This is a genomic window from Saccharomonospora sp. NPDC046836 (assembly GCF_040645195.1).
Classification (GTDB): domain Bacteria; phylum Actinomycetota; class Actinomycetes; order Mycobacteriales; family Pseudonocardiaceae; genus Prauserella_A.
The window spans coordinates 68948-92207 of sequence record NZ_JBEYXW010000026.1 but is presented as its reverse complement, the minus strand read 5'-3'; the positions used below and the strand labels follow the sequence as shown (position 1 = coordinate 92207).

General features: G+C 66.0%; 19 protein-coding genes and 1 tRNA gene. 7 read left to right on the top strand and 13 right to left on the bottom strand.

Annotation, left to right across the window (positions count from 1 at the left end; all coding sequences use genetic code 11):
• Positions 1-550: 550 nt before the first annotated feature.
• The 3 genes from ABZ863_RS25575 to ABZ863_RS25565 all read right to left on the bottom strand — a co-directional run bounded on the left by ABZ863_RS25575 (position 551) and on the right by ABZ863_RS25565 (position 2150).
• A complete protein-coding gene (locus ABZ863_RS25575; RefSeq protein WP_358540309.1) occupies positions 551-913 on the bottom strand; it encodes a putative immunity protein in 363 nt (120 codons plus the stop codon).
• Between the two features lie 29 nt (positions 914-942).
• A complete protein-coding gene (locus tag ABZ863_RS25570; RefSeq protein WP_358540291.1) occupies positions 943-1092 on the bottom strand; it encodes a putative immunity protein in 150 nt (49 codons plus the stop codon).
• Between the two features lie 92 nt (positions 1093-1184).
• Positions 1185-2150 (bottom strand): AraC family transcriptional regulator, encoded by a 966-nt coding sequence (locus ABZ863_RS25565; RefSeq protein ID WP_358540288.1) that lies wholly within the window; start codon positions 2148-2150, stop codon positions 1185-1187.
• Between the two features lie 80 nt (positions 2151-2230).
• Between ABZ863_RS25565 and ABZ863_RS25560 the strand changes: the two genes are divergently transcribed.
• From ABZ863_RS25560 to ABZ863_RS25550, 3 genes are read left to right on the top strand one after another with little or no spacing between them, the layout of a single operon-like run.
• A complete protein-coding gene (locus ABZ863_RS25560) occupies positions 2231-3070 on the top strand; it encodes an NAD(P)H-binding protein (RefSeq protein ID WP_358540286.1) in 840 nt (279 codons plus the stop codon).
• Entirely contained in the window at positions 3009-3908 is a 900-nt protein-coding gene (locus tag ABZ863_RS25555; RefSeq protein WP_358540284.1) for a TOPRIM nucleotidyl transferase/hydrolase domain-containing protein, read from the top strand. Before ABZ863_RS25560 ends, ABZ863_RS25555 begins: the two co-directional genes overlap by 62 nt.
• Entirely contained in the window at positions 3905-5521 is a 1617-nt protein-coding gene (locus tag ABZ863_RS25550) for a UvrD-helicase domain-containing protein (protein WP_358540282.1), read from the top strand. Before ABZ863_RS25555 ends, ABZ863_RS25550 begins: the two co-directional genes overlap by 4 nt.
• A gap of 161 nt (positions 5522-5682) precedes the next feature.
• Here ABZ863_RS25550 and ABZ863_RS25545 read toward each other — a convergent pair whose 3' ends face one another.
• Positions 5683-5880: a hypothetical protein gene (locus ABZ863_RS25545; RefSeq protein ID WP_358540279.1), complete on the bottom strand. Its 198-nt coding sequence runs from the start codon at positions 5878-5880 to the stop codon at positions 5683-5685.
• Positions 5881-6239: 359 nt separating this feature from the next.
• Between ABZ863_RS25545 and ABZ863_RS25540 the strand changes: the two genes are divergently transcribed.
• Genes ABZ863_RS25540 through ABZ863_RS25530 form a run of 3 tightly spaced genes read left to right on the top strand, consistent with a single transcriptional unit; the run spans position 6240 to position 11750 of the window.
• The gene (locus ABZ863_RS25540) at positions 6240-8990 is read left to right on the top strand and encodes a DEAD/DEAH box helicase family protein (RefSeq protein ID WP_358540277.1); all 2751 of its coding nucleotides are present in this window, start codon (positions 6240-6242) and stop codon (positions 8988-8990) included.
• Complete coding sequence (locus tag ABZ863_RS25535) at positions 8987-10270, top strand: restriction endonuclease subunit S (protein WP_358540275.1); 1284 nt, start codon at positions 8987-8989, stop codon at positions 10268-10270. Before ABZ863_RS25540 ends, ABZ863_RS25535 begins: the two co-directional genes overlap by 4 nt.
• Entirely contained in the window at positions 10263-11750 is a 1488-nt protein-coding gene (locus ABZ863_RS25530; protein WP_358540273.1) for a class I SAM-dependent DNA methyltransferase, read from the top strand. Before ABZ863_RS25535 ends, ABZ863_RS25530 begins: the two co-directional genes overlap by 8 nt.
• A gap of 437 nt (positions 11751-12187) precedes the next feature.
• Here the strand turns inward: ABZ863_RS25530 and ABZ863_RS25525 are convergent, their stop codons facing one another.
• From ABZ863_RS25525 to ABZ863_RS25495, 7 genes are all read right to left on the bottom strand, one after another.
• Positions 12188-14767 carry a DEAD/DEAH box helicase gene (locus ABZ863_RS25525; RefSeq protein ID WP_358540271.1) on the bottom strand — a complete coding sequence of 860 codons (2580 nt, stop codon included), beginning with the start codon at positions 14765-14767 and terminating at the stop codon, positions 12188-12190.
• Positions 14768-15619: 852 nt separating this feature from the next.
• Positions 15620-15692: transfer RNA gene (locus tag ABZ863_RS25520), tRNA-Ala, on the bottom strand.
• Between the two features lie 75 nt (positions 15693-15767).
• Positions 15768-16283, bottom strand: coding sequence for a YbaB/EbfC family nucleoid-associated protein (locus tag ABZ863_RS25515; RefSeq protein ID WP_358540268.1), 516 nt, complete (start codon positions 16281-16283; stop codon positions 15768-15770).
• 8 nt (positions 16284-16291) lie between these two features.
• Positions 16292-16684, bottom strand: a complete 393-nt coding sequence (locus ABZ863_RS25510) for a YbaB/EbfC family nucleoid-associated protein (RefSeq protein WP_358540266.1) — start codon at positions 16682-16684, stop codon at positions 16292-16294.
• Between the two features lie 32 nt (positions 16685-16716).
• Positions 16717-17835, bottom strand: a complete 1119-nt coding sequence (locus ABZ863_RS25505) for a C40 family peptidase (RefSeq protein WP_358540263.1) — start codon at positions 17833-17835, stop codon at positions 16717-16719.
• Complete coding sequence (locus ABZ863_RS25500) at positions 17835-18173, bottom strand: hypothetical protein (RefSeq protein WP_358540260.1); 339 nt, start codon at positions 18171-18173, stop codon at positions 17835-17837. The genes ABZ863_RS25505 and ABZ863_RS25500 overlap by 1 nt, the downstream gene beginning before the upstream one ends.
• Positions 18174-18278: 105 nt before the next feature.
• Positions 18279-19088 carry a thioredoxin domain-containing protein gene (locus ABZ863_RS25495; protein ID WP_358540257.1) on the bottom strand — a complete coding sequence of 270 codons (810 nt, stop codon included), beginning with the start codon at positions 19086-19088 and terminating at the stop codon, positions 18279-18281.
• A gap of 103 nt (positions 19089-19191) precedes the next feature.
• On the opposite strand from ABZ863_RS25495, the gene hrpB reads away from it, so the two are divergent.
• Positions 19192-21597, top strand: a complete 2406-nt coding sequence (hrpB, locus tag ABZ863_RS25490) for an ATP-dependent helicase HrpB (protein ID WP_358540306.1) — start codon at positions 19192-19194, stop codon at positions 21595-21597.
• A gap of 98 nt (positions 21598-21695) precedes the next feature.
• Here hrpB and ABZ863_RS25485 read toward each other — a convergent pair whose 3' ends face one another.
• Both ABZ863_RS25485 and ABZ863_RS25480 read right to left on the bottom strand, forming a co-directional pair.
• The gene (locus ABZ863_RS25485; protein ID WP_358540255.1) at positions 21696-22490 is read right to left on the bottom strand and encodes an ion transporter; all 795 of its coding nucleotides are present in this window, start codon (positions 22488-22490) and stop codon (positions 21696-21698) included.
• Between the two features lie 24 nt (positions 22491-22514).
• Complete coding sequence (locus tag ABZ863_RS25480) at positions 22515-23240, bottom strand: dienelactone hydrolase family protein (protein WP_358540253.1); 726 nt, start codon at positions 23238-23240, stop codon at positions 22515-22517.
• Between the last annotated feature and the right edge of the window lie 20 nt (positions 23241-23260).

Sequence of the window (23260 nt, the reverse complement as noted above, 5' to 3'; positions counted from 1 at the left end):
AGCAGGAGAGCCAGCAACAATCCGATGCGATGCTTAGACGGCAAGGAAAACCCTTTCGTTGATCTTTCCATCGGGAGATTCGCTTGGCACTCCGTGAGCACACAGGGTACAAGCAGACCCCACCGTCACCGGGTCGGTGACCTTGGAGCCATCCACGGCTGGTCCTCGGGCATGGCGGGAGCGTCCGCCGGGTTCGAACACTTGTTGGTGTGGAACGGGGCGATGCCGGGTCGCTGCACCGCGCTCGGTGGCGGGCTGCGACCCGGCATCATCGTCCTGGGTGAAAGTCAGGGTGTTGTGGGAGTGTCTTGCGCTCGGTCGTCGGCCGGTTCGATCCCGGCGACGAGGTTGAACGCGCCGGTCATCAGATTGACCGTGACGACACCAACGACCTCAGCAATGGCTCTGTCGGTCCAGCCGTGGTCTCGGAGGGCGCTGATGTCCGCCGCACCAATGGTCGAGGCGCCCTCAGCCGCGCCCCGCGCAGCCAGCCGAGCTCTGCCGTTCAGACTTGCTTTTGAGACGGCACGCCTCTTGCAACTCGTGGCAGCTACCGCGTGCCAGAACCTAGTTCTGCCTGGATCTCGTGGATCGTCACGGCGAGCGCTCCCGACGCCAGGAGGCCTTTACCGAGCGGTCCAGAGGAGTCCTGTCCGAGCGGTGGCAAGCTCGCCAACGCCGAACGGACATCAGCTGTCATGTGATCCAGTTGCCAGCGGACTTCGTCGCTGCGCGCGGCTTCATGGTCGCCCGCGGCGAGCGCGGCGGCTTTCGCGGCGTACGCAGCTGTTCCGAGTGCATGAGCTCCCATGTGGGCAACGGCCGAAGCCTGGCCGGCGGCCCGAGCTGCTGCAACCGCTGCGGGTGACTTCACAGACTGAGCCGCGCGTCCGGCGACGAGTCTCCGCTTGATCTCGCCAGCGGCATCGAGTTCGCCACGGCTTACGCCCGCGTCCGCTCAACACCATCTCTTGCTCGGTTATCGTTCGGAGCCTCGGCCTCGAACAGCGGCAGGACTCGCTCGGCGCAGTCCGCTGCCCACAGCGCGACGAGACGCCGATCAGCATCGTCGAGCGTCTGCGGAGAAGCCATGCATCAAGCCTCTCACGACGCGCTGAATCCTCGATTGCAAGACGCGTGGCAGCTCTTTTTGCGCAGACAGGACATCCGCGCTTCGGGCACTGTCAGGCTCGTTTGGTGAGGCGTCGGTGTTCGGTGGGGCGGTAGCCGAATTGGCGGGCGAAGGCGGTGCTGAGGGCGAAGGCGTTGGAGTAGCCCACTTGGTGTGCCACGTGCTCGACGGTGGCGTCGGTGTCTCGGAGGAGATCGGCAGCGAGGCAGAGTCGCCAGCCGGTGAGGTAGGCGATGGGGGTTTCGTCGAGCAGGCCGGTGAATCGGCGTGCGAGCGCTGCCCGGGAGACGTTGGCTTCGCGTGCGAGGGTTTCCACAGTCCAGGGCGCGGCCGGGTTGTCGTGGATCGCGCGCAGGGTTGGCCCGACGACGGGGTCGCTCATCGCGCGATACCAGGCCGGGGTGTCGGTTTCAGGGAGCGCGAACCAGTCGCGCAGGGTCGCGACGAGGAGCAGGTCGAGGAGTCTGTCGAGAACGGCTTGTTGTCCGGGTTGGTCTCGGGCGATTTCGTCTTCGATCAGGCGCAGTGGTGTGGGTTGCCGTTCTTGCGGGATCAAGACGATGTTCGGCAGGGCGGAGAGGACGCGTTCTGCGGCCGCGCCCGTAGTGCGGTAGGTGCTGGTGAGCATCGCGTGTTCACCGTCCAGGCGTGCCCCGCAGCTGCGGACGCCGAGCATGAGTTCACCGGGGTCGAGCACTCGCCCGGAACCGTCGGTGCAGGTGGTGGGGTCTTCGAGGATGTAGAGCGGTTCAATCGCGGCGTCATGCTCGCTGGTGACCGTGAACGGGGTGCTGCCGTTGACGACGGCAAGGTCACCGCGATGAAGCCGCATGGGCGCAGTATCACCGGCAGGGTGGCTGACGTCGGGGATGAGCCAGGCTTCTCCACGGAGCATCGTGACGATGGTCAGTGGCACGGTGTCTTCGAAGCGGATTGCCCACGGTGGTGTGAGGATGTTTGTTCCGACGAGCGCACCTGATGAACGCAAGTGATCGAGCATCGAGGTCAAAGCATCCACCCTCACATCCTAGACGATCACGTATGAAATGGAGTGTTTGAGATATTCATCGTCTCAGTGTTTGGCTCTGTAATGGAGGTATGAACGCAGAATCAATCACCGCGCTCGGCGGCACCGGCAAGACAGGGCGACGTGTCGCCCGTCTACTCCTCGCAGATGGTTACGTGGTGAAGGCGGCGTCGCGTCGTGGTTCCACAAGGTTCGACTGGGCCGATGAGGGTTCCTGGGCAGACGCGGTGACCGGTGCCTCTGCGGTCTATATCGTTCCTGACGAGTCTCCCAGCGGAACAGATCGGCTTGCCACGTTCACTCGTCGCGCGGTCGATTCCGGGGTACGGCGTCTTGTTCTGTTATCGGCGCGGGAGTGGGTGGACACCGGCTATGCGGACGGTCTTGCGCGCGAGGAGGTTGTTCGCAGTTCGGGGACCGCGTGGACGATCCTGCGCCCGGTCTGGTTCGCGCAGAACTTCAGTGAGGAACCGTTCCTGGCTGACGGCGTCACCGAGGGTGAGTTGGTGTTCGGCACCGGCGATGGCCGCCACCCGTTCATCGACGCCGAAGACATCGCGGCTGTTGCTGCCGCAGCGTTGACCCAGGATCGGCATCACGGGCACGAGTATGAGCTGACCGGCCCCAAGGCGATCACGATCACGGAAGCGGTCGAGATCATCGCTGCCGAACTCGGGCGATCGATCCTCACGCATGCCGCCACCGCCGCGGAGTACTGGGCGTTTCTGACCGGACGGTACTACTCAGAAGAAGGCGCGGATGGCAGCGTGGCGATGAGCGAGTTCATCCGCAACGGCAATGATGCGCGTCTCTCTGATGGGGTTCAGCGTGCCCTCGGCCGGGAACCCCGTGACTTCACCGCGTACACACGCCGCTGTACTCGCGGCAGCCGAGGCACTCCTGATCGCTGACCAAGGCGGCGCGATCGTCGTATGCGACGACTTCGGCGACCAGCTCGACGCCGGAGCGGCCGAACATCTTGCCCGCGAGCTGCGCAACTCGTGCGATCAGCTGTGGATGTCGACACGGCGGTCGGACGCCGCGCGTGCGTTTCGTCCCGAGGAGATGGTTCGGCTCTCCCTGCGGACAGGTGAACGCGCCGCTCACCAGATGATTTCGCCCGCCGACAAGCGCGAACTCAACGTGCTGCGGCAACTACATCTGCAGCTGCTTCCCGCAATGAGCAGTCGAGCCATCGTCGTATTCGAGGGCCGACATGACGTCGCCGCCTTGACGGCCATCAGCCAGCGCCGTACAGGCAAGCCGGTCCCCGCGGCCTATGGGGTGCGGTTTGTCGAAAGCGAAGGCCATACCGAGGTCATCAAGATCTGCAAGCTGGCTCGTCAACTCGGCTTCCGCGTGATCGCCGGTCTCGACTTCGACAAGCCTGACCAAGGCGCGGACACCTCGTTCGCCAACGCGCAGCTCGTCGCCGATGACGTTGTTCGTCTGCCCGAACGATTCGCGATCGAGATGTCCCTCGTGCACGGCATCCCGCGGCAGAACCTCCTCGACGCGTTCACCGATTTGAACTACCACTGGCAACTCGGCTTGACAGACTTGGACCAGCTCAACGACGGCGACTTGGCCAAGCGCGTCGCGAAAGCACTTCACAAATCCGGCCTACACGCACAATATGTGTACCTGTTGTCAGGAAAGGTACAGCCGAACGTCGCCATCCAATTCCTGGACAAGGCGGTGGAACTCGCGAGAGGAACGACCACGGGGCCGGTGACGTTGAGCCTATGACCACGACCCAGCGGTTCAAACCCATTGGCAAGCAGCGCGACGTCTGCATCAGCGAAGCTCCGACGCTTCTGGTCCTCGGCGGTGCCGGCACCGGCAAGACTGTCACGGCCGCGGCGGCGGCTCGCGCACATCTGTTGCGGCAAGACGCAATCGCAGCTGCTGGCGCTGCTCGTGATCGGGTGCTGTTCTTGACCTTCAGTCGAACCGCGGTGACACAGATTCTCAGTCGCAGCAAGGGAATCCTCCGCGATATCGCTGATCGGGTGGATATCCTGACGTTTCATGGATTGGCGTGGCAACTGCTGTGCGACTTCGGTCGTTACGCTGGCCATAAAGAGCGTCCGACATTGCGCGGCGAGGCAGAAAGTAAGCTGTTCCGTGAGGATCCCAATGTCTTGTCCTACAACGACTTGCTTCCTGAAGCGCTCAAGATCCTTCGTCTTCCACACATCGGTCCGCTCACGCAACGGCGATGGTCGCTCGTGGTCTGCGATGAGTTCCAGGACACCGACAGCGAACAGTGGTCCCTCCTTGAGCGCCTCACTGAAGTCGGCAACCGCCTGCTGCTGCTCGGCGACCTCAACCAGATGATCTACGACAAGATCCCCGGCAGAAAGGGAGTCGGTCCCGAAAGGCTTGCCGCCGCGCTCGCGCGACCAGGCGCCGACCAGGTCCCCCTACCGTTGGGCTCATACCGGGATCCGACCCAGCTTCTGCCCACGGTTGCCGAAGCCGTGCGACAACGGAACTTCACCCACCCCTCTCTGGCCGAATCATTGGACAACGGGAGGCTCTGCATCGTCACCGGGGTCGATGACCATCCCGCAGTAGACAAAGTGTGCGCCGCGATCGAAGAAGGCCGCCAGCGCGGTGCTCAAAGCTTCGGAATCTTCTTGCACGGCAACGAACCCACGGCCGCCATGTCCGCCGCGCTCACCGAACGAGGTGTCGAGCACGTCGCTGTCGGTCTGTCCGAAAGCTACGGAGAAGCGCTGAGCACCTTCATGATGATGCTTCAGTTCGCCGCGGGAAAGGTCGCCTGGGATGATGTTCTGGTCCGCATAGCCGTCTTGTACACCTCCACCGTCCGGAGTAAGTACGCCCCAGAGCTGGCATTCATCATCGGCAACGGACAAGCCGAGGGGCTTCTCGCCACACGACTGGACGAACTCCGCACAGCTCTGTCCGACGCGCCTGACCTCGACGCCGCCGCCCACGTCGCGGCTACCGCATGGCCGACGTTGGGACTCAACCGCGGCAATAGGCAGTGGCAGCGCGCAGCATCCGAAGTCACTCGGCTGATGACCGTGTTCGGCCACGCACTCGACGCCGTCAGCCGCCAAGTCGAGATCACGCGGATGGAGTCCTTCACCGACGTCGACGCCGGAGACCACGCTGCTTTGCAGGTGATGAACCTCCACCAGACCAAAGGGCGTGAGTCCGACGCCATCGTGGCCGTCTTCCGCCCCAACGACTACTACGGAACCGAGTTCGAGCCCTTCGAGAGTGCGAGCAGGCTACTGTACGTCGTCCTGACGAGAGCACGTCAGCGAGTCACGCTGCTATTGCCCAACAGCCCGCACCAACTCGTCGCGCCATTCACCGCCCTGTAAGAGAGTTACCGGGCCCGGCCACCTCAACCTGATCGCCGTCGCCGCCCTGACTGGCGCGCCGCCGAACCTCGACCGCTGCCGCGAGCATGCCGTCACTCTGTACCCCGGGGACAGTGGTGCGCTCCCTGCTGGAATCGCTTCACCAGCCGGCACCTGCCGCCTCACAGCGGCTGACCCCGGTCTCTCTCACTGACCGCGGCAGACACAACCGGGACGTACTCGGCGAACGTCGGCACCGGCGGCCGCGCCACCGGGACGGCCAGCAGGTCTTCGGGGGACAAACCCATCCGTAACAGCAGCAGCCGAGCGGCCTCCACCTCCGCCGACACCCCCGAAGGCTGGTCCGGCTGCACGGTCATGCCGAACCACCCGCCAACAGCCCGGTGCGAGCAGCTCGTCCAGTGCCGCGGACGGATACACCACTAACACCGTGCGGAGGTCAACAATGTCGAGCCTCGGCCGGTCCCCGCCTGATGAAGCCGACCGGGCGAGCGCTTTCCGCTAGCTTGCTCGCTGCTGGCCCGACCCGTTTCGGACGGGTCAGGCAAGCCTCGCCCAGGCGACAGCAGCGTGACTTGTTTACTCAGCCCGACGACCTTCGCATCGCACGGGCTCACCGCTGCTCACCGTCGGGTCGGCTGCTGACTGCTTTGTGCTGTCGTACCTATGGTGGAAGATACCTTTGATGGTCAACAACGGTACCGGGGGAGACGGTGAGGTGACGAACGATCCCAGTCTGGCGGCCGAACAGCGGGCGCGGCTGCTGATTGACCAGCAGTTGGCGGACGCCGGATGGCTGGTTCAGGATCGAAAGCAGCTCAACTTGTTCGCCGGCCAGGGCGTTGCGGTCCGCGAGATGATCATGGCCAAGGGGCATGGTCGAGTGGACTATCTGCTCTATGTCGACCAGCGGGTTGTCGGGGTCATTGAGGCGAAGCCGGTGGGTACGACGCTGTCCGGGGTAGAGTGGCAGTCCGCCATGTACGCCGAAGGGCTGCCGGCCGAGGTACGCCTTAAGGCGTTGACCGTCGACGGCCGGTTGCCGTTCGTGTTTGAGGCCACCGGCACCGAGACCCACTTCACGAACGGCTACGACCCCCAGCCGCGTGCGCGACGAGTGTTCAACGCCCCCAAGCCCGAGGCCCTCGCCCGGCTCATGCGCGACGCAGAGCGTGACCCAGCCCGGCCGACCTGGCGCGCGAAGGTTCAGGCGATGCCAGCATTGGACGAGCGGCCGATGCGCAAGGCCCAGGTCGCGGCGATCCGGGGGATCGAGAAGTCGCTGGCCGAGCAGCGGTTCGATCGCTCGCTGGTGCAGATGGCCACCGGGGCTGGCAAGACCTACACGGCCGTGGCCGAGTCCTACCGTCTGCTCAAGCATGGCGAGTTCAACCGGGTGCTCTTCCTGGTCGACCGCAACAACCTGGGAGATCAGACGTTGGCCGAGTTCCAGAACTACCGCACACCCGACGATGGGCGCCGGTTCACCGAGATCTACAACGTCGACAAGCTCACCGGCGCGGGGATGCTCGGCTCGAGCCACGTGGTGATCTCGACGATCCAGCGGGTCTTCAAGGCCATCCGAAATGAGAATGTTGCCGATGGTGACGATCCTGGGTTGGACGGCTACGTCCCCGACACGCCGGTCACGGTGGCGTACAACCCGTTGATGCCGCCGGAGACGTTCGACCTGGTCATCGTGGACGAGGCGCATCGCTCCATCTACGGCGTGTGGCGCGGGGTGCTGGAGTATTTCGACGCCCACATCGTCGGCCTGACCGCCACGCCGGGGAAGCAGACCTTCGGGTTCTTCCGCCAGAACCTGGTGTCCGAGTACACCTACCCCGAGTCGGTGGCCGACCTGGTCAACGTCGACTTCGACCTGTACCGAATCAAGACCCAGATCACCGCCGACGGTTCCTCGATCGAGGCCGGAACCGTCGTGCCGATGGTCGATCGCCGCACCCGCGCCCAACGGCTGGAGGCACTCGACGAGGACCTCGTCTACACCAGCCGGCAACTGGACCGGGCGGTGACCTCGACCAGCCAGATCCGCCTGGTCCTGGAGACCTTCCGCGACAAGCTGCCCGAGATCTTCCCCGGCCGTGGGACCGTCCCCAAAACCCTGATCTTCTGCAAGGACGACAACCACGCCGAAGAGGTCGTCACCACCGTTCGAGAGGTCTTCGGCAAGGGCAACGACTTCGCCACCAAGATCACCTACAATGCGAAGGACCCCAAGGGCCAGCTCCAGGCCTTCCGCACGTCGGCGGTCCTGCGGATCGCGGTCACCGTGGACATGATCGCCACCGGCACCGACGTCAAGCCGCTGGAGTGCGTGTTCTTCATGCGCGACGTCCGCTCCGCGCAGTACTTCGAGCAGATGAAGGGCCGCGGCGCGCGCACAATCCCCTCGGCCGACTTCCGCGCGGTCACCCCGGACGCCACCGAGAAGACCCGCTTCGTGATCGTCGACGCCGTTGGCGTCACCGAGCACGACTTCGTCGACCCGCCCCTGAACCGAGAGAAGGGCATCAGCCTGAAGAAGCTGCTCGACAAGGCAGCCACCCTCACGCTCACCGAAGGCGAGAGCGCCACCCTCGCCTCCCGCCTGACGGCCCTCGAGTTGCAGCTCACGCCCGCCGAGCGAGCCGAGCTGGACCAGGTCGCCGGAACCCCGGTCCAGTCGATGGTTCGCGACCTTGTGGATGCCGTGGACCCGGACAAGCAGGCCCAGGCCATTCAGGGGGCCGCCGATCCGGCCGCCGCAATCCAGCAGCTCCTCGACTGGGCGGTCCGGCCGCTAGCTGCCAACCCCGAGCTGCGCAACCGCATCCTCGAACTCCGTCGCGCCCACGACCAGGTCATCGACGAGGTCAGTGTGGACGTGCTCCTGGACGCGCACGGCGTGGTCGACACCGGTCGCGCCCAGTCCATCGTCGAGTCGTGGGCGCAGTACCTCACCGACCACCGCGACGAGATCACCGCCATCCAACTGATGACCGAGGCCCACGAACGGCGCGTCTCCTTCGACGACATCCAGGAACTCGCCGAGCGGATCAGCCGGCCGCCCCACAACTGGACACCCGAGGTGATCTGGGCCGCCTACGAGGCCATCGAAACGGGCCGCGTCCGGCGCGGCACCCGGCACACCCTGACCGACCTGGTGTCGCTTATGCGCTTCACCATCGGCGAAGACGACGAACTGGTCCCGTACGCCGAGCGAGTCCGCGAGCGCTACGCTGCGTGGCTTACCCAGCAAGAACAGACCGGAGTCCAGTTCAGCGAGACCGAGAGGTGGTGGCTCGATCGCATGGTTGAGGTAATCGCGTCGTCCGCTGGAATCAGCCCTCAGGATCTCGATCGGCCGCCCTTCACCGAGCGCGGCGGCACTGATGGTGCGCTTCGAGACCTTGGCGATGATACAGCCGATCTCATCGACAAACTCAACAGGGAGCTCACAGCTTGAACCATGTAGAAAGCGATTGGCAACGCATTGCGCTGGGGGACGCTCTTGAGACGATCATCGATCATCGCGGAAAGACACCTGGAAAGCTAGGTGGTGTTTTCGTGGACGAGGGCATCCCTGTGATCTCTGCCCTTCACATCAAAGGTGGTAAGGTAGATTTTTCGTTGCGCGAGCGCTTTGTTACGCCTGAAATGTTCAAACGCTGGATGCCAGATAGACTACGGCGCGGCGACGTACTCCTCACATCGGAAGCCCCACTCGGATCTGTTGCCTTTGTTCCCTCAGACTCGCCTTTGGTCCTCAGCCAACGTCTGTTCGCCCTGAGAGGAAAGGCTGGGTTGCTTGACAATCGATTTCTTCGATGGGCACTTGAGTCTCCTCAGGTAAGAAGTCAACTGAGTCGGCGATCGTCCGGGACGACGGTGACTGGTATTCGCCAGAGTGAATTGCGGCGTATTGAACTGGTTATTCCTCCCGTGGATGAACAACGACGTATCGTCGATATACTCGAAGACCACCTTTCCATTATTGATGCTGTGCTCAAATCATGCACCTTGGCAACCTTGAGATTGGACACGCTTCGCAAGGGTGTTCTTGCCACCCTAATCCCAGACGAATCCAACTATCCGATCACCTGGAAGCACTCTACTGTCGCGGAGGCAGGAACGGTCGAACTTGGCCGACAGCGGCATCCCGATTGGCACAACGGTAGTAATATGAAGCCCTACCTTCGCGTCGCAAATGTCTTCGAGGATCGAATTGACGTGCGCGACGTCAAAGCCATGCACTGGCCTGAAGGTACTTTTGAGAGATTTAAACTTCATCAGGGCGACATCCTGCTCAACGAGGGGCAAAGCCCGGAGCTCCTGGGGCGGCCAGCAATCTACCGCGGCGAGCTGCCCGAGGTCGCGTTCACGAATAGTCTTCTACGTTTTAGGGCGGGCCCCAACGTAATACCAGAGTTCGCCCTTCTCGTCTTTCGTCGCCACATGCACGTCGGACGATTCAGGCGAGAGTCTCGCATTACCACAAATATAGCCCACTTGTCTGCCTCCCGCTTGAAGCCGGTCGAGTTCCCAATCCCTCCGATCGAAGAGCAGGTGGAGATCGTTCGCGTAGCAGCGGAGCGCCTGTCAACCATCGAAAGAGTCAGAGCTTCGATCAATTCCATTGAATCTCGCACAACGACTTTGCGACGATCCGTGCTAACGGAGGCGTTCTCCGGACGACTTACGGACCGAGCGATCGACGATCGAATTGAGGAGTTTGCTGGTGTCTGACGCGCGTCGCTTGGTCGACAAGCTGTGGTCGTATTGCAACGTACTGCGCGACGACGGTGTCGGCACGATCGAGTACACCGAGCAGCTCACCTACCTTCTGTTCCTCAAGATGGCGCACGAGCGCGCCACCCGGAAGCTCAACCCGCAGCAGATCGTCCCGTCGGAGTACTCCTGGCAGACACTACTGGACGCCAAGGGCGACGCACTGGAGACGCAGTACCGGCACATCCTGGAGGAACTGGGGAAACGACCGGGTGTGCTCGGCACCATCTTCCGCAAGGCGCAGAACCGGATCCAGGACCCTGCGAAGCTGAAGCGACTCATTGTCGACCTCATCGACAAAGAAAACTGGTCGGCCACCGGCACCGACATCAAGGGCGACGCCTACGAGGCGCTCTTGTCAAAGGGGGCCGAGGACATCAAGTCCGGCGCGGGTCAGTACTTCACGCCGCGCGCCGTCATCCAGGCGATGGTCGACTGTGTCCAGCCGACGGTGAAGGACAGAGTGGTTGACCCCGCTTCCGGAACAGGTGGCTTTCTGCTCGCTGCGCACGAGTACGCCTCCCGTGGTTCGGAGTCGATGACGCGAACCGAGAAGAACCACCTGCAGCACGACTTCGTCTACGGCTACGAGCTGGTTGACGGCACAGCCCGACTCGCAGCGATGAACCTGATCCTTCACGGCATCGGCGACCCGGCCGGTGACTCGTTGATCGAGGTCCGGGACGCCCTAATCGCCGACCCAGGCGAGCGGTGGTCGGTCGTACTGTCCAATCCACCGTTTGGCCGGAAATCATCCTTGATGATGATCGGCGCCGACGGGGCCGAAGTGCGCGAAGACCGCGAGATTGAGCGCCAGGATTTCGTCGTCACTACGTCGAACAAGCAGCTCAACTTCCTCCAGCACATCTCCACGATCCTGGACATCAACGGTCGGGCAGCCGTGGTACTCCCCGACAACGTTCTCTTCGAGGGTGGCGCCGGCGAGATTCTGCGGCGCAAGCTGCTCCGTGACTTCGACCTCCATACCATGCTGCGTCTGCCGACCGGCATCTTCTATGCGCAGGGTGTGAAGGCGAACGTGCTGTTCTTCGACAAGAAGCCCGCGGCCGAGCATCCCTGGACCGAGAGGCTCTGGGTCTACGACCTGCGCACCAACCAACACTTCACGCTCAAGCAGAACCCGCTGCGTCGCCTGGACCTTGACGACTTCGTCGAGTGCTATGCGCCCGGAGGGCCGCGCTCAGAGCGGATCGAGTCCGAGCGGTTCAAGTCGTTCACCTACGACGAACTCATCGCGCGGGACAAAGTCAACCTGGACATCACGTGGCTCCGTGATGAGTCGCTCGAAGACACCGATAACCTCCCAGCGCCCCATCTCATCGCCCGCGAGATCATCGAGGACCTCACCGCCGCGCTCGCCGAACTGGAGGCCGTTGCGGTAGCCCTCGAACCGTCGCCTGGGGTGATGCAAGATTGAACCCCTGGCGGAGGTCAAACGGGCAGGGACGCAATCCGGACCACCTGGGGTCGTACTGGCTGTGGGTGGGGCGCACACGCGATCGTCGGCGGTACGGTCGCTCCCCTAGGTGCGATCGAAAGGTCGACGCTGCTGGTGCCGAGCAGAAGATGCGTAAGCTCGATCGCAACGCGCTTCAACCAGGACGACGGCCAGCGAGGGCAGCCAGTCGTCTCTGCTGTGATCACGCTCGGTGTGCGGCACACCCGGCAGGGAACCTGGCTCTCGTCCACACTTCCCATGCTCAGTCCGTGCATCTCGGCCGCCGTGCCGATGAAGAGCCCGGCCCGCTCGCCCGCCGTGAAGTCTGGCAGATCGCGCTACAGGTCGCGTACAACTCGGCGAGGCTCGAGTACAGGCCGTCCAGGAAATCGCTGTGATCAGGGCGCAGCAGCATGTCATGCCTCGCCCGGCCGGATGCGCTCCTGGGTAAACCGATCGACCACCTGGGTCGGGAGACAACCGCTCTCCGCGAGCGTCTCCTGCACGTGGCGCCGCAGCACGTGCACCGGTTCCTGCTTCGCAACACTCGCAAGCAGGTTGGCCCAGACCACATCGATGTCGCCGGCAATCTGACTAACCACGTCGGTCGACGCCAGATAGACGTTCGGGTTCGCTACAGCGGCGTGCTCGGGAGCAGGCGTCAGGCGATCGGAGACGATGATCGTCGGGCTCCCCGCCGGAGCGTTGTCGACGCCCTGGTCAGTGGCCAGCTGATCGAGCTGTGTGTTGGCCTGCCGGATATCCTTGAGCGGCAGCAGGCCATCGGAGTGCTCCTCCGACTTCGCCTCCAGTGTCACCCAGAGCGCGGAACCCCAGCGCCAGGCTGAATCGCAGCGCCCCTGACCGGCAGGCTTGGCCGCCTCCGCACCGAGGAAGGCCCCGAGGGTGTTCAGAGCCACCTCGTACGGCGTCGCGTTTTCTTGCCCCAGCGCCTCGCACATCTCCGCGAGGACTTCCTTGATCTTGTTCGGCTTGAGCTTCCCAGTGATCTTGGCGACGATGGCGTTGATCGCCACTACATCGGCGACGGCGAGCGGCACCTCTTCGGCCCCGGGCATCTCCTTCATCTCCTTTAGCCACGTGCCGCGAATCGATGCCTTGGCCGCGTCGCGGACGAGCTGGCGTGAGTGGGCGCGGTGCGCCTCGCTCTCAGCGCCCAGGTGCAGCCAGACGCCAGCCAGGTAGAGCAGCAGCCCGCGGTAGCCCCGGGTGGCGGCGCCACCCTTGCCGACCACGCGAGCAGCTTCCTCGAGCTTCTGGCTGGCTGCGGTCCAGTCCTCACCGAACGCGAGCTCCCAGGCTTCGACCTCCAGCTGTGCGGACTCACCGAGCGCGGCAGCGCCAGGCACCTCGACCTTCTCGGCCTCCTCACGAAACTCAGCGAGGTGGGGCTCACCGCCCTCGCGCCACTCGACATCGTGATCGAGGAAGATCCGAACGTTGTCCAGGATGTCCCCGGCGTCCTGTCCCTTGCTGTTGTCCCATCCGAACTGGACCTCTGCTTGCAGCTCGGGCTCCAAGGCGGTCTGGTTCTCCCGGCGCGAGAAGTACCGCGTGATGTCGGCGCCACGCACTACCACGACGGCGTAATCGTTCGGACCACGAGTTGCGCGTCCAGCGCCCTGCACGATCCGTGTCCGCAGACGCTCGGAGAGTGCGGCGCTTGCCTCCGCTCGTTCGCTGAGAAACTTCTCCTGCAAACTCACGGCGTCCGGCTTGCCGTCGAGCACCATGATCCGACAGTGGTCACCTGGCAGGTCCATGCCGTCGTATCTGTTCGCGAGGCCGAGCACGCCTATTGGCGCCTTGGCGAAGCTGGCGAGGCCCTGCTCAACAATCTCCTTGCCGAATGCGGGGACTCCTTCACCCGCGAGCAAACGCGCCGCCTGTTCGGCCACCGCTGACGTCGTCTGGCTGAGCACGAGCGCCTTATTCGTGACGGCGACGACGCCCTTCGTCAGGCCGACGGCGTCGCCACCCTTGACGAGGTCGGGGAAGACGAACAGGCGTCGGCCGGACCGCGGTGGGGTCTTGGATGGGAGTGGCATTCGGGTGATTTCGAAGCGACCGAAAGCCCGCTCAAGCTCTCCGCCAGAGCCGAGAGTTGCCGACAGGTACACCCGCTGGCCAGCACGAGAGAACACTCGGTTTTCGAAGGTCGGCGGAATCATCGGGCGGATCTGGATGCCGCCGTAGGAGACGTAGACGCAGCTGGAGGCAAGTCCGCTGCGGATCATGGCGAACTGGAACTTGAAGGGCTCAGCGAGCCGAGCCAGAGCAGTGTCGAGCCGCGCGAGCGCGGCCGCATCGACGGCGGGCACGATGAGACGCACCTGGTGATGCGCGCCGGGATCCGGCGCACCCTGGAGCCGCTGGATCTGCAGACCCGACGTGAACGGCCTCAGGGCCTCCAGGACCGTTAGGTAGGCGGCCTCCGCCTCGTACCGGCGGATCGTAATGCCGTACTGCTCGCCGACGAACTGCTCACCAGCATGGGCATCGTCAAGCACGACGAGACGCGGCTCGGGCAGCTTCGGGTGGCTGTTGAAGATCGAGCTATACGTCGTGATCGCGATCGCTTCGCCGCCCTCGACATCCGTCCGGTCCGTCGCACTCCAGCCGAGGTGGCTGCCGATCAGGAGACGAGCAGGCACCCCTTCGTTCTTCGCTGTTTTCGCCACCTGGTCGGCGAGTTGCCTGGTCGGAGCCGCAAACAGCACCGGTCCTTCTGCCTTGCGCCGGACCCATTCGGCGATGAGCAGTCCCGGCAGCGTCTTTCCCGTGCCGGTTGGCAGTTCCAGGGCGAGGTCGGCCGTGTCCTGGTGCTTCTCGGCATAGGCACGGAGAACGTCACCCTGGTGGATCCACAGCGAGCTGACAGCGTCGGCCGTCCGCGGCAATGACCCGCGAAGGTACATCTCCTCCGGGGAGCCGAACTGCTGCTGGACCTTCTTGGTCTTGCCCTGAAACGCCATTGCCAGGTTTCCCTCCGTCGTTATCCACGAGCGACCTGTTCCGTGGAGTGTTGGCTCCGTCGCTCAAGCTCGCCTCAAAGCGGCACGATGGCGGACATCGTGGCTTCGAAGCGCTTCCCCTGAATGCGGTCGCGCAGGTGAAGCAACTCGTGGACGATCACGTCGCATGTTCGCCGAAGCCACCCTCGCGACCAGCACCGGCGACACTGCGCGAAGACCTCGCGTCGATTGCGTGCGCATCTCACAACAACCCGGTCGCCTCGACGGGACGCGAGGCAGCTGGACCGGGGGTACAAAACAGCCGATCAGAAGACCTTGTTCTGATGCCTGTGCGAGATCGACAAGCTGGCGACGCCAGATCCCGAACCAGCCGAACAAGGTCCGTGTCTCGCCCCCCACCGCGTAGTGCGCCAAAGGTGACTCCAGGCCCTCGATAAGCGAGAGCATCGGCCTCAACGCAGGGCACCGTTGTCACGCTTGCCTAATCTCCCGGCCGCAGCGCGCCGTTACGCCAGCCTGGATCTCAGATTTCCCGGGGCGCCAACACCCGCGAAGCGACAGTCATTGCCGCGCGCTGGGCAGCGCGTCAGCCCGTCTGCTCAAGACCCGGCCCAGATTGCCGATCCCGGCGACACGAACCTTGAACCGCAAGAGCCTTCCGAAAACACCCATCCGGGTTAATGGCCTGGGGCAGTTTTTGGTGACCCCGTTTCAAAGGGGGTCACCGACTGCCCCAGTTTTGCCCCAGTTACTGAAGGGTAACTTAATAGGAGTCCACAATGGACAAGATTTCGCCACCTAAAAACAATGCCCGACCTGCGGAAAACGCAGTGCCGGGCTATCTTGAAACTGTGGAGCTAAGGGGACTCGAACCCCTGACCCCCTCACTGCCAGTGAGGTGCGCTACCAGCTGCGCCATAGCCCCGAAGTGAAGCGACCTCGTCGCTCACGTGTTGAATAATGTACCCCACCACCAAACTGACCGTGCACGGGGGTCGGCTCAGCGATCGGAACGCAGCGTAGCCGGATCGAACGAGTACAGGTCCTCGTCCTCGGGTTCGGCGGGCCGGGCGGGCGCGCGGCGCTGGGTGGCGCCCAGGCGCTCCTCGCGGCGCCGCTGGAACTCCTCCACCGTGAGGCCGCTGTCGTCGTTCGCCGCGCGCGCCGGCGCCGGCATGCCGGAGAGCTGCTCGATCAGATACGTCATGTCCTCGCCGAGCAGCAGGGCGACCTGGTTGTAGCTGTTCTGGGTCGCCTCCTGCATCGCGACCTGAGCGACCTCGACGATGAGCGAACCGAGCCGGTCGGGCCCCCAGTTCACCGCCGCCGGAGCGAGCCGGAGGTTCAGCAGCTTGCCGCGCGCGTCAACGGTGAGCTCGATCGTGTTGTCCATGTCGTGTGCCGTGCCGGTGGCCTTGGCCATCAGGCTGTCGACCTGGGCCAGCGCCTCCTGCCGGGCACGAGCGTCGGCGATCAGCTGCTGTGTCGTGCGTTCGATGGGAACCTGCTCCACCATCGGGCCGTTCACCTTCCCCCAGATCCCGGGAACGCGGACTCGTCCTCGTCGTCCGGCAACGGCTCGTAGCCGAGTGAGCTGAGATGTTTCTCGCCGTCGGGGCCGAGCACCGGCGCCAGCGCCCGGTACATCCGGTCGCCCGCGCGGCGCGTCGCCTGGTGGGCGAGCTCCACGATCTGCTGCGCGACGGCATCCGTACCCGCCCGGAGCGAGGCATGGGTCAGCCGGACATCGGTGAGCAGACCGCCTGGCGCCACCTCGACCCGGATCGCACCGTCGGCCGACTCCGCGCGCCCCGCGACGCTGCCGATCCGCGCGAACTGCTCCTGCGCGCGCTCGGCAGTGCGTTCCACCTGTTCACTGACCCGGGACGCTTCCCGGTCGACGTCGATCTCCGCCACCCCGCGGCCTCCCACCCGTTCCAGGCGCAACCTTAGCCCGTCGGGCGGTAGAAGCCGACGAACTGCTGTCCCGCGTTGGTGGTCCGGATCGGCCCGATCTGCACCGGGTCACCCGCCTCGATCATGAGCCCGTCACCGATGACCATCGCGACGTGGCCGGACCACACCACCAGGTCGCCGGGCAGGAGCTGGTCGATCGAGGGCACCTCCGCGCCGACGGTCTGCGTGTTGGCGATCCGGGGGATCTCCAGGCCCGCCTCGCCGTACGACGTCATGGTCAGCCCGCTGCAGTCGAGCCCGACCCCGCGCGCGGTACCGCCCCACACGTACGGCACGCCGAGCTGGGAGATCGCAGCGCGCACGGCCTTGGCCGCAGTCTCGTTGGGCGCTTCGACGGTCTTTCCGTTCGGGAGGTTGATCTCCACACCGGTACCGGGCTGCGGCGGGATCGCCACCGGCAGCCGCGGTTTGGTCACAGCACCGCCACCGCCGCCGTATCCGCCGCCACCACTGGAACCACCGCCACCGCCGGAGCCGCCGCTGCCGTTGGTGTTGAACGACGACGCGACCTGCGTGGAGGTCGCACTGCTGGCGGTGGTGGACTCGTTGCCACCGAGCCTGCCGGCGATACCGGTCAACGTGCTCAGCGTTTCCGCGCTAGTGTCCGCGGCCTGGCCGGTGAGCTCACCGATCCTGCGCTGCAGCGAGACCATGAGCTCACGCACCGCGGCCTGTCCCCCGGTCGGCACCGGCGGGGTCATCCTGGCCGCGGCGACCGCTTTCATCGTCGAGCTGATCTCGCGGATGATCTCCTCGCGGAGGCGGTCGTTCTCGATCTGGCCGACCTTGAGCGCCTCGGCCGCTTCCGCGACCGCGTCCTCGATCTCCCTGCTCTCCTGCAGCAACTCCTCGACCTCGCGCTCGAGGCTCTCCGAGGTGCTGGTGGCCAGGTCGGTCGCGTTACCGGACGAGCGCTGCGCGAGCGAGACCCGCTGACTGCCCACCGTGCCGGTCACGCCGTCCAGCGAGCTCCGCAGGGCGGTGTGCCCACCGACGGCGGAATCGATGGCGGCATCGTCGGTGCGCAGCTTCTGCGCGAACTGGTCGGGTAGGTCCAGCGCCGACCGCACCACCGCGGCGGTCTCGGTCATCAGAGTTCCCTGCCGAGCCGGTCGACCGTTGCCTGCTGTTCGGCTTCGACCGCGTCGTAGTTGGCGCCGGTCCGCCGCGCGGCCTCACCCATCTGCTGCCACTGCCCACCGAGCCGGCCGAGTCGCTCCTGGAGCCCGCGCATGCGCGCTGCGTAAGCGCCGGCGAACCCGGCTTCGGAACCCATCGCGGAGAAACCGTCGCCCGCCAGCTCGATGTGAGGCGCCACATGCGAATTGCCAGCGGCCCGGACATCGTCCCCCGCCGGATCGATCGCCCGTGCGTAATCGGTGTAGGCGCCCTCGTCGACCCAGAAACCGCGGTGTGGTGTCCCGTCCACGTACCCTCCTCGTCCCCCGGAGTGCGACGCGGGTGCCACCGGGACGGTTCCGCACGCACGCGGCTCAGCCTAGAACACTGTCCGTGCACGGGAGGGTGGAAAAGGTCAACTCTGGTTGGTCGCGATCAGCTTGTCGAGCCACTGCGGATCGGTGTAGTCGACCAGCGCACCGTTGGCCGAAACGGTCGGCGTACCGAAGCCGTGCTGGCCGTTGCCGAAGTCGCGCTGGAGCGCCTGGTCCTGGCTGATTCGCTGCATCTCGGCGGTGAGCTGCTGATCGAACATGCCGCCGTTGACGCCGTTGGCGAACGCCTGGCCGGTGATGCCGAGGTCGCGGCCGAGCTGGATGAGCTGCTCCTTGCTGTACCCGCGCTTGCCCTCCTCGGGCTGGCTCGCGAACAGGCTGTCGTGGAAGGCGGTGAACTTGCCCTCCTCGGCGGCGAGCAGCGCGGCATTGGCCGAGTCGAGCGAGTAACCCGGCGGGTCGGACCTGTTCACCAGCAGCGGAATCATGTGCGTGCGCACCTGCAACACGCCGTCGGCCACCTTCTGCTCGATCTGCTTGCCGTAGGTCTGCTGGAACTGGCGGCAGACCGGGCACAGGAAGTCGGCGTAGACGTCGATCGTCGTCTTGGCGTCGGGGTTGCCGGTGACCACCACGAGGCCCTCCCTGCGCTCGGGATACTGCGAGCTCACCGGCTGGACGGTGGCGATGGTGTGGCCTTCTGTGGCGTTGCGCGAGGCGTTGGTCCAGATGAGCCCGCCGATGACGACGCCAGCCACCACCACGACCGCCGCGACGATGATGCCGATCCGTTTCGCGTCCGTACCGCGCCTGGCCTTGGCAACAGCCTGTTTGCCGGCCGCCTGTTGCTGTTGCCGGCGCTTACGCGCGTTCCGTTCCGCTCCGCCCACTGGCTTCCTTCCTCCTGCTTTTACCCCATCTAGGCTAGTTACCCAGGCTGAGAACGCTGTGAGGAGAGGCGGCTATGTGGGTCGCGCGACTGGTCACCGAGCGGTGAACCTGCCGGATCTGCCTGTACGCACCGTGCTCGGTGAGCTGTGCGCGAGGCTTGATGAGTCCGGCGCCGCGGTGCTCGTCGCGCCCCCTGGCACCGGCAAGACCACGCTGGTGCCGCTCGCGCTCGCGGAATCCGTACCAGGCCGGATCGTCGTGGCGGAGCCGCGCCGGCTGGCGGCGCGTGCCGCGGCAAGCCGGATGGCGGCGCTGCTCGGTGAACCGGTGGGCGAGACCGTCGGGTATGCGGTGCGCGGTGAGCGACGCACCTCGGCGCGCACCCGCATCGAGGTGGTCACCACCGGGCTCCTGGTGCGCAGGCTGCAGGGTGATCCCGAACTCGCGGGAGTGGGCGCGGTATTGCTGGACGAGTGTCACGAACGGCATCTGGACGCCGATCTGCTCCTCGCACTGCTGCTGGACGTGCGCGCCGGGCTGCGGGATGACCTGCGGCTGCTCGCGACATCGGCGACCGTGGCCGGCGACCGGCTCGCCGCACTGCTCGGTGGCGCGCCGGTCATCACCGCGCACGCCAGGACGTACCCGGTCGAGGTCGTGCACTCACCGCCAGTGCGAGGCGAGCGGATCGAGGCCTGCGTGACCCGCACCGTACACAAGGCACTGTCCGAAACGGACGGTGATGTGCTCGTGTTCCTTCCTGGCGCCAAGGAGATCGCCAGGGTCACCGGCCTGCTGGATGTGCCAGGAGTGGACGTGCTCGCGCTGCACGGCAGGCTGTCCGCGGCACGGCAGGACGCCGCGCTGGCCGAGGGGCCACGCCGACGCGTCGTGCTGGCGACGGCGGTCGCCGAGTCGAGCCTGACCGTGCCGGGTGTGCGGGCGGTGGTCGACTCGGGGTTGGCCCGCGTCCCGCACGTCGACCACCGGCGCGGCTTGCCCGGCCTGGTCACCGTGCGGGTGTCGGCGGCCGTGGCCGAGCAACGAGCCGGGCGGGCCGGGCGGCAGGGCCCCGGCACCGCCTACAGATGCTGGCCCGCGCACGAGCACGGCGGCCTGCCCGCCTACCCCGAGCCGGAGATTCGCACCGCCGAGCTGTCCCGGCTGGCACTGGAGCTGGCGTGCTGGTCCACACCGGACGGTCGCGGGCTGACCTGGTGGGACCCGCCGCCGGAGGGCGCGCTCGCAGCCGGTCAGCAGCTGCTGCGCACGCTGGGCGCGGTCGACGGTGACGGCACCGTCACCGACCGGGGCAGGCGGATGGCCAGGCTCGGTCTGCACCCGCGGCTGGCCCGCGCACTTCTCGACGGCGCCGCCGAAGTCGGTGCGCATGTCGCAGCCGAGGTCGTGGCGCTGCTCGACGAGGGCGGGCAGCTCACCGACATCGACGCCGAGCTGCGCAGGCGGCGCGATGCGGCAGACGGCGCGCGCTGGCGCCGCGAGGTGCGCAGGCTCGCCGGGATGGTGGCCGGCGAGGGTGGCGGCGCACCCGACCCGGCAGCTGTGGTGGCTTTGGCGCATCCGGAACGGCTCGCCCGGCGCCGCCGTGCGGGCTCGCCGGTCTACCTGATGGCAGGCGGCACCGCCGCGGAGCTACCGCCGGGCAGCGGGCTGGGCGACAGCGAATGGCTGGCGGTGGCAGAAGCGACCCGCGTGCCGGGACGCGCGCACGGCGTGATCCGGCTGGCCGCACGCGCCGACGAGGGGCTCGCGACGCGGTTCGCGGCGAACCTGGTGGCCGAGGCCGACGAGATCGCCTGGGCCGCCGGTGACGTCGTCAGCCACTCCGTGCGCAGGCTCGGCGCGATCACGCTCAGCGAGCGGCCATTACGCGACCCTGATCCGGTGCGGCTGCGAGCCGCCGTGCTCGACGGGCTGCGCCGGGAAGGGCTCGGCCTGCTCCCGTGGCCTGCCGAGGCGGTCCGGCTTCGGCAGCGGCTGGCGTTCCTGCACCGGGAGGCCGGGGCGCCGTGGCCGGAGGTGACCGACGAGGCACTGCTGGCGCGCGCAGACGACTGGCTGGAGCTCGCCGCAGTGCGCCGCCGCACGGACCTCGGCCGCATCGACACCGGAGCGGCCCTGCGCAGGCTGCTGCCGTGGCCGGAGGCGAGCCGGTTCGACGAGCTCGCACCCGACCGGCTGGAAGTCCCGACCGGTTCCCGCATCCGCGTCGACTACTCCGGCGACGAGCCGGTGCTGGCGGTGAAACTGCAGGAGACGTTCGGCTGGCTGGCGACACCGCGGATCGCGGGCGGGCGCGTGCCCGTGGTGCTGCACCTGCTGTCGCCCGCGGGTAGGCCGGCCGCGGTGACGGCGGACCTGGAGTCGTTCTGGCGCAACGGGTACCAGGCGGTGCGGGCCGAGTTGCGCGGGCGGTATCCCAAGCATCCGTGGCCGGAGGATCCGCTGACCGCCGAGCCGATGCGCGGCACCCGCCGACCGCGCTGAGCGGGCAACTCGCGCGCCTGAGCGGGCAACTCGCGGGCTGGAGCGGGGGACTCGCGGGCTGGAGCGGGGGACTCGCGGGCTGGAGCGGGGGACTCGCGCTAGCTGTAGAGCTGGCGCTGTGGCTTGGTCGGCAGTTGGCTGGCCAGCTCCTCGTCGTCCTCCTCGTGCAGTCCGAGTTGGACGGCCTCGCGGATCTGCTCGCGGTTCTCCCGCACCACCTCGGCGAAGAAACGGTCGATGCGCTCGTCGGCGAGCACGTCCAGGATCACCCGGATCGTCGTGTCCACAACGGAGTTCACGATCTCGTCGTGGAAGGGCAGTCGCGAGAGCCGGCCTGCCTGCGGATCGTTCTTGAGCTTCTCGGTGACGATCTCCCGCAGCATGTCCTTGTGCTGGGCCAGTGAACGGGCGAGGTTTTCCGGGTAGTTCCCGGTTTCCACCACCTTCACCACCTCGTCGAGCACAGCGATCGTGACGGGTTTCTTGATGGCCAACACGATCGGGCGAGAGTACCGCTCCACGAGCCGCTCGGTGAACCGCTCGCCGAACGCCCGGTCCGCTGTGCGCACCAGCCGCACGAGTACCACGACAATGCGCAGCAAGCGGAAACTACGCAGCGCGGGATGCGCGATCGGGATCATGCCGAGGATCTCGTACCAGCCGCGCAGCGGGAACCGCCGCTCCCAGCCGGCGGCGCGCCAGCGCCACAGGAACTCCAGCGCGAAGACGCCGCAGATCACGGTGTCGATGACGAACACCACCTGCGCGGTCCGCGGCGTGTGCTCGAAGAACACGAGATAGCTCAGCAGCGCCACGGAAACGACCGCGAGCAGGAGCATCGCGATGTCCAGAATGGTCGCTCGTCGCCGGCTCGGCAGCGTCTCGCTGATCATGCCCGCATTGTGCCCGATGAGCGCCTACCGCTCGCCGCCGCCGGTGGTGGCCTGGCAGAACGCCAGCACCTGCGGCCAGGACACGGCGTAGGCGTCGGCGTTGACCTCGTTGCCGTGCCTGCTGCGGTCGGTGAACCCGTGCTCGGCCCCCGGATAGACGTGCACGATGCTCGCGGCGGACTCCCGGGACTGCAGCGCTGTCTGCAGCCGGGCAAAACTCTCGTGCGGAACGAGCGTGTCGGCGCCGGGGTACAGCATCATGGCCGGCGCGCTGATGCGGGCGGCGTGCTCGACGGCGTCGACGGTGTGGTTGGGCGCGGGTGCGCCGGGCACAGTCGGGTGGTAGGCGACGACATTCGCGAGCCGCTCGTCCCGCGCGCCCAGCAGCAGCGCGAACCGCCCGCCGAGGCACCAGCCGATCACACCGACCTTCGTCAGTCCGAGCTCGCCGAACTGGTGGTCGAGGAGCCTGCGCATCTCGTCAAGACACACCTCGTCGTCGAGCTGTGCCATCAGTTCGGCCAGCCGCTCCCGCGGTGTGTCGTCGAGGCTCGGTCCGTGCCAGGGGTCCCAGCTCAGCGCTGTCATCCCGGAGCGGGCGATGTCGTCGGCGAACTCACGGACCTGTGCACCGATGCCGGTGATCATCGGCAGCAGGAGCATGCCGCTCGTCCCGCCGGTCTTCGGCCGGGAAAGGTACGCGCCCAGGTCGCCGACCTTGATCGTCGAAGAATCGATCTCTGATGCCATGTCCCGCACAGTAGTGTCTG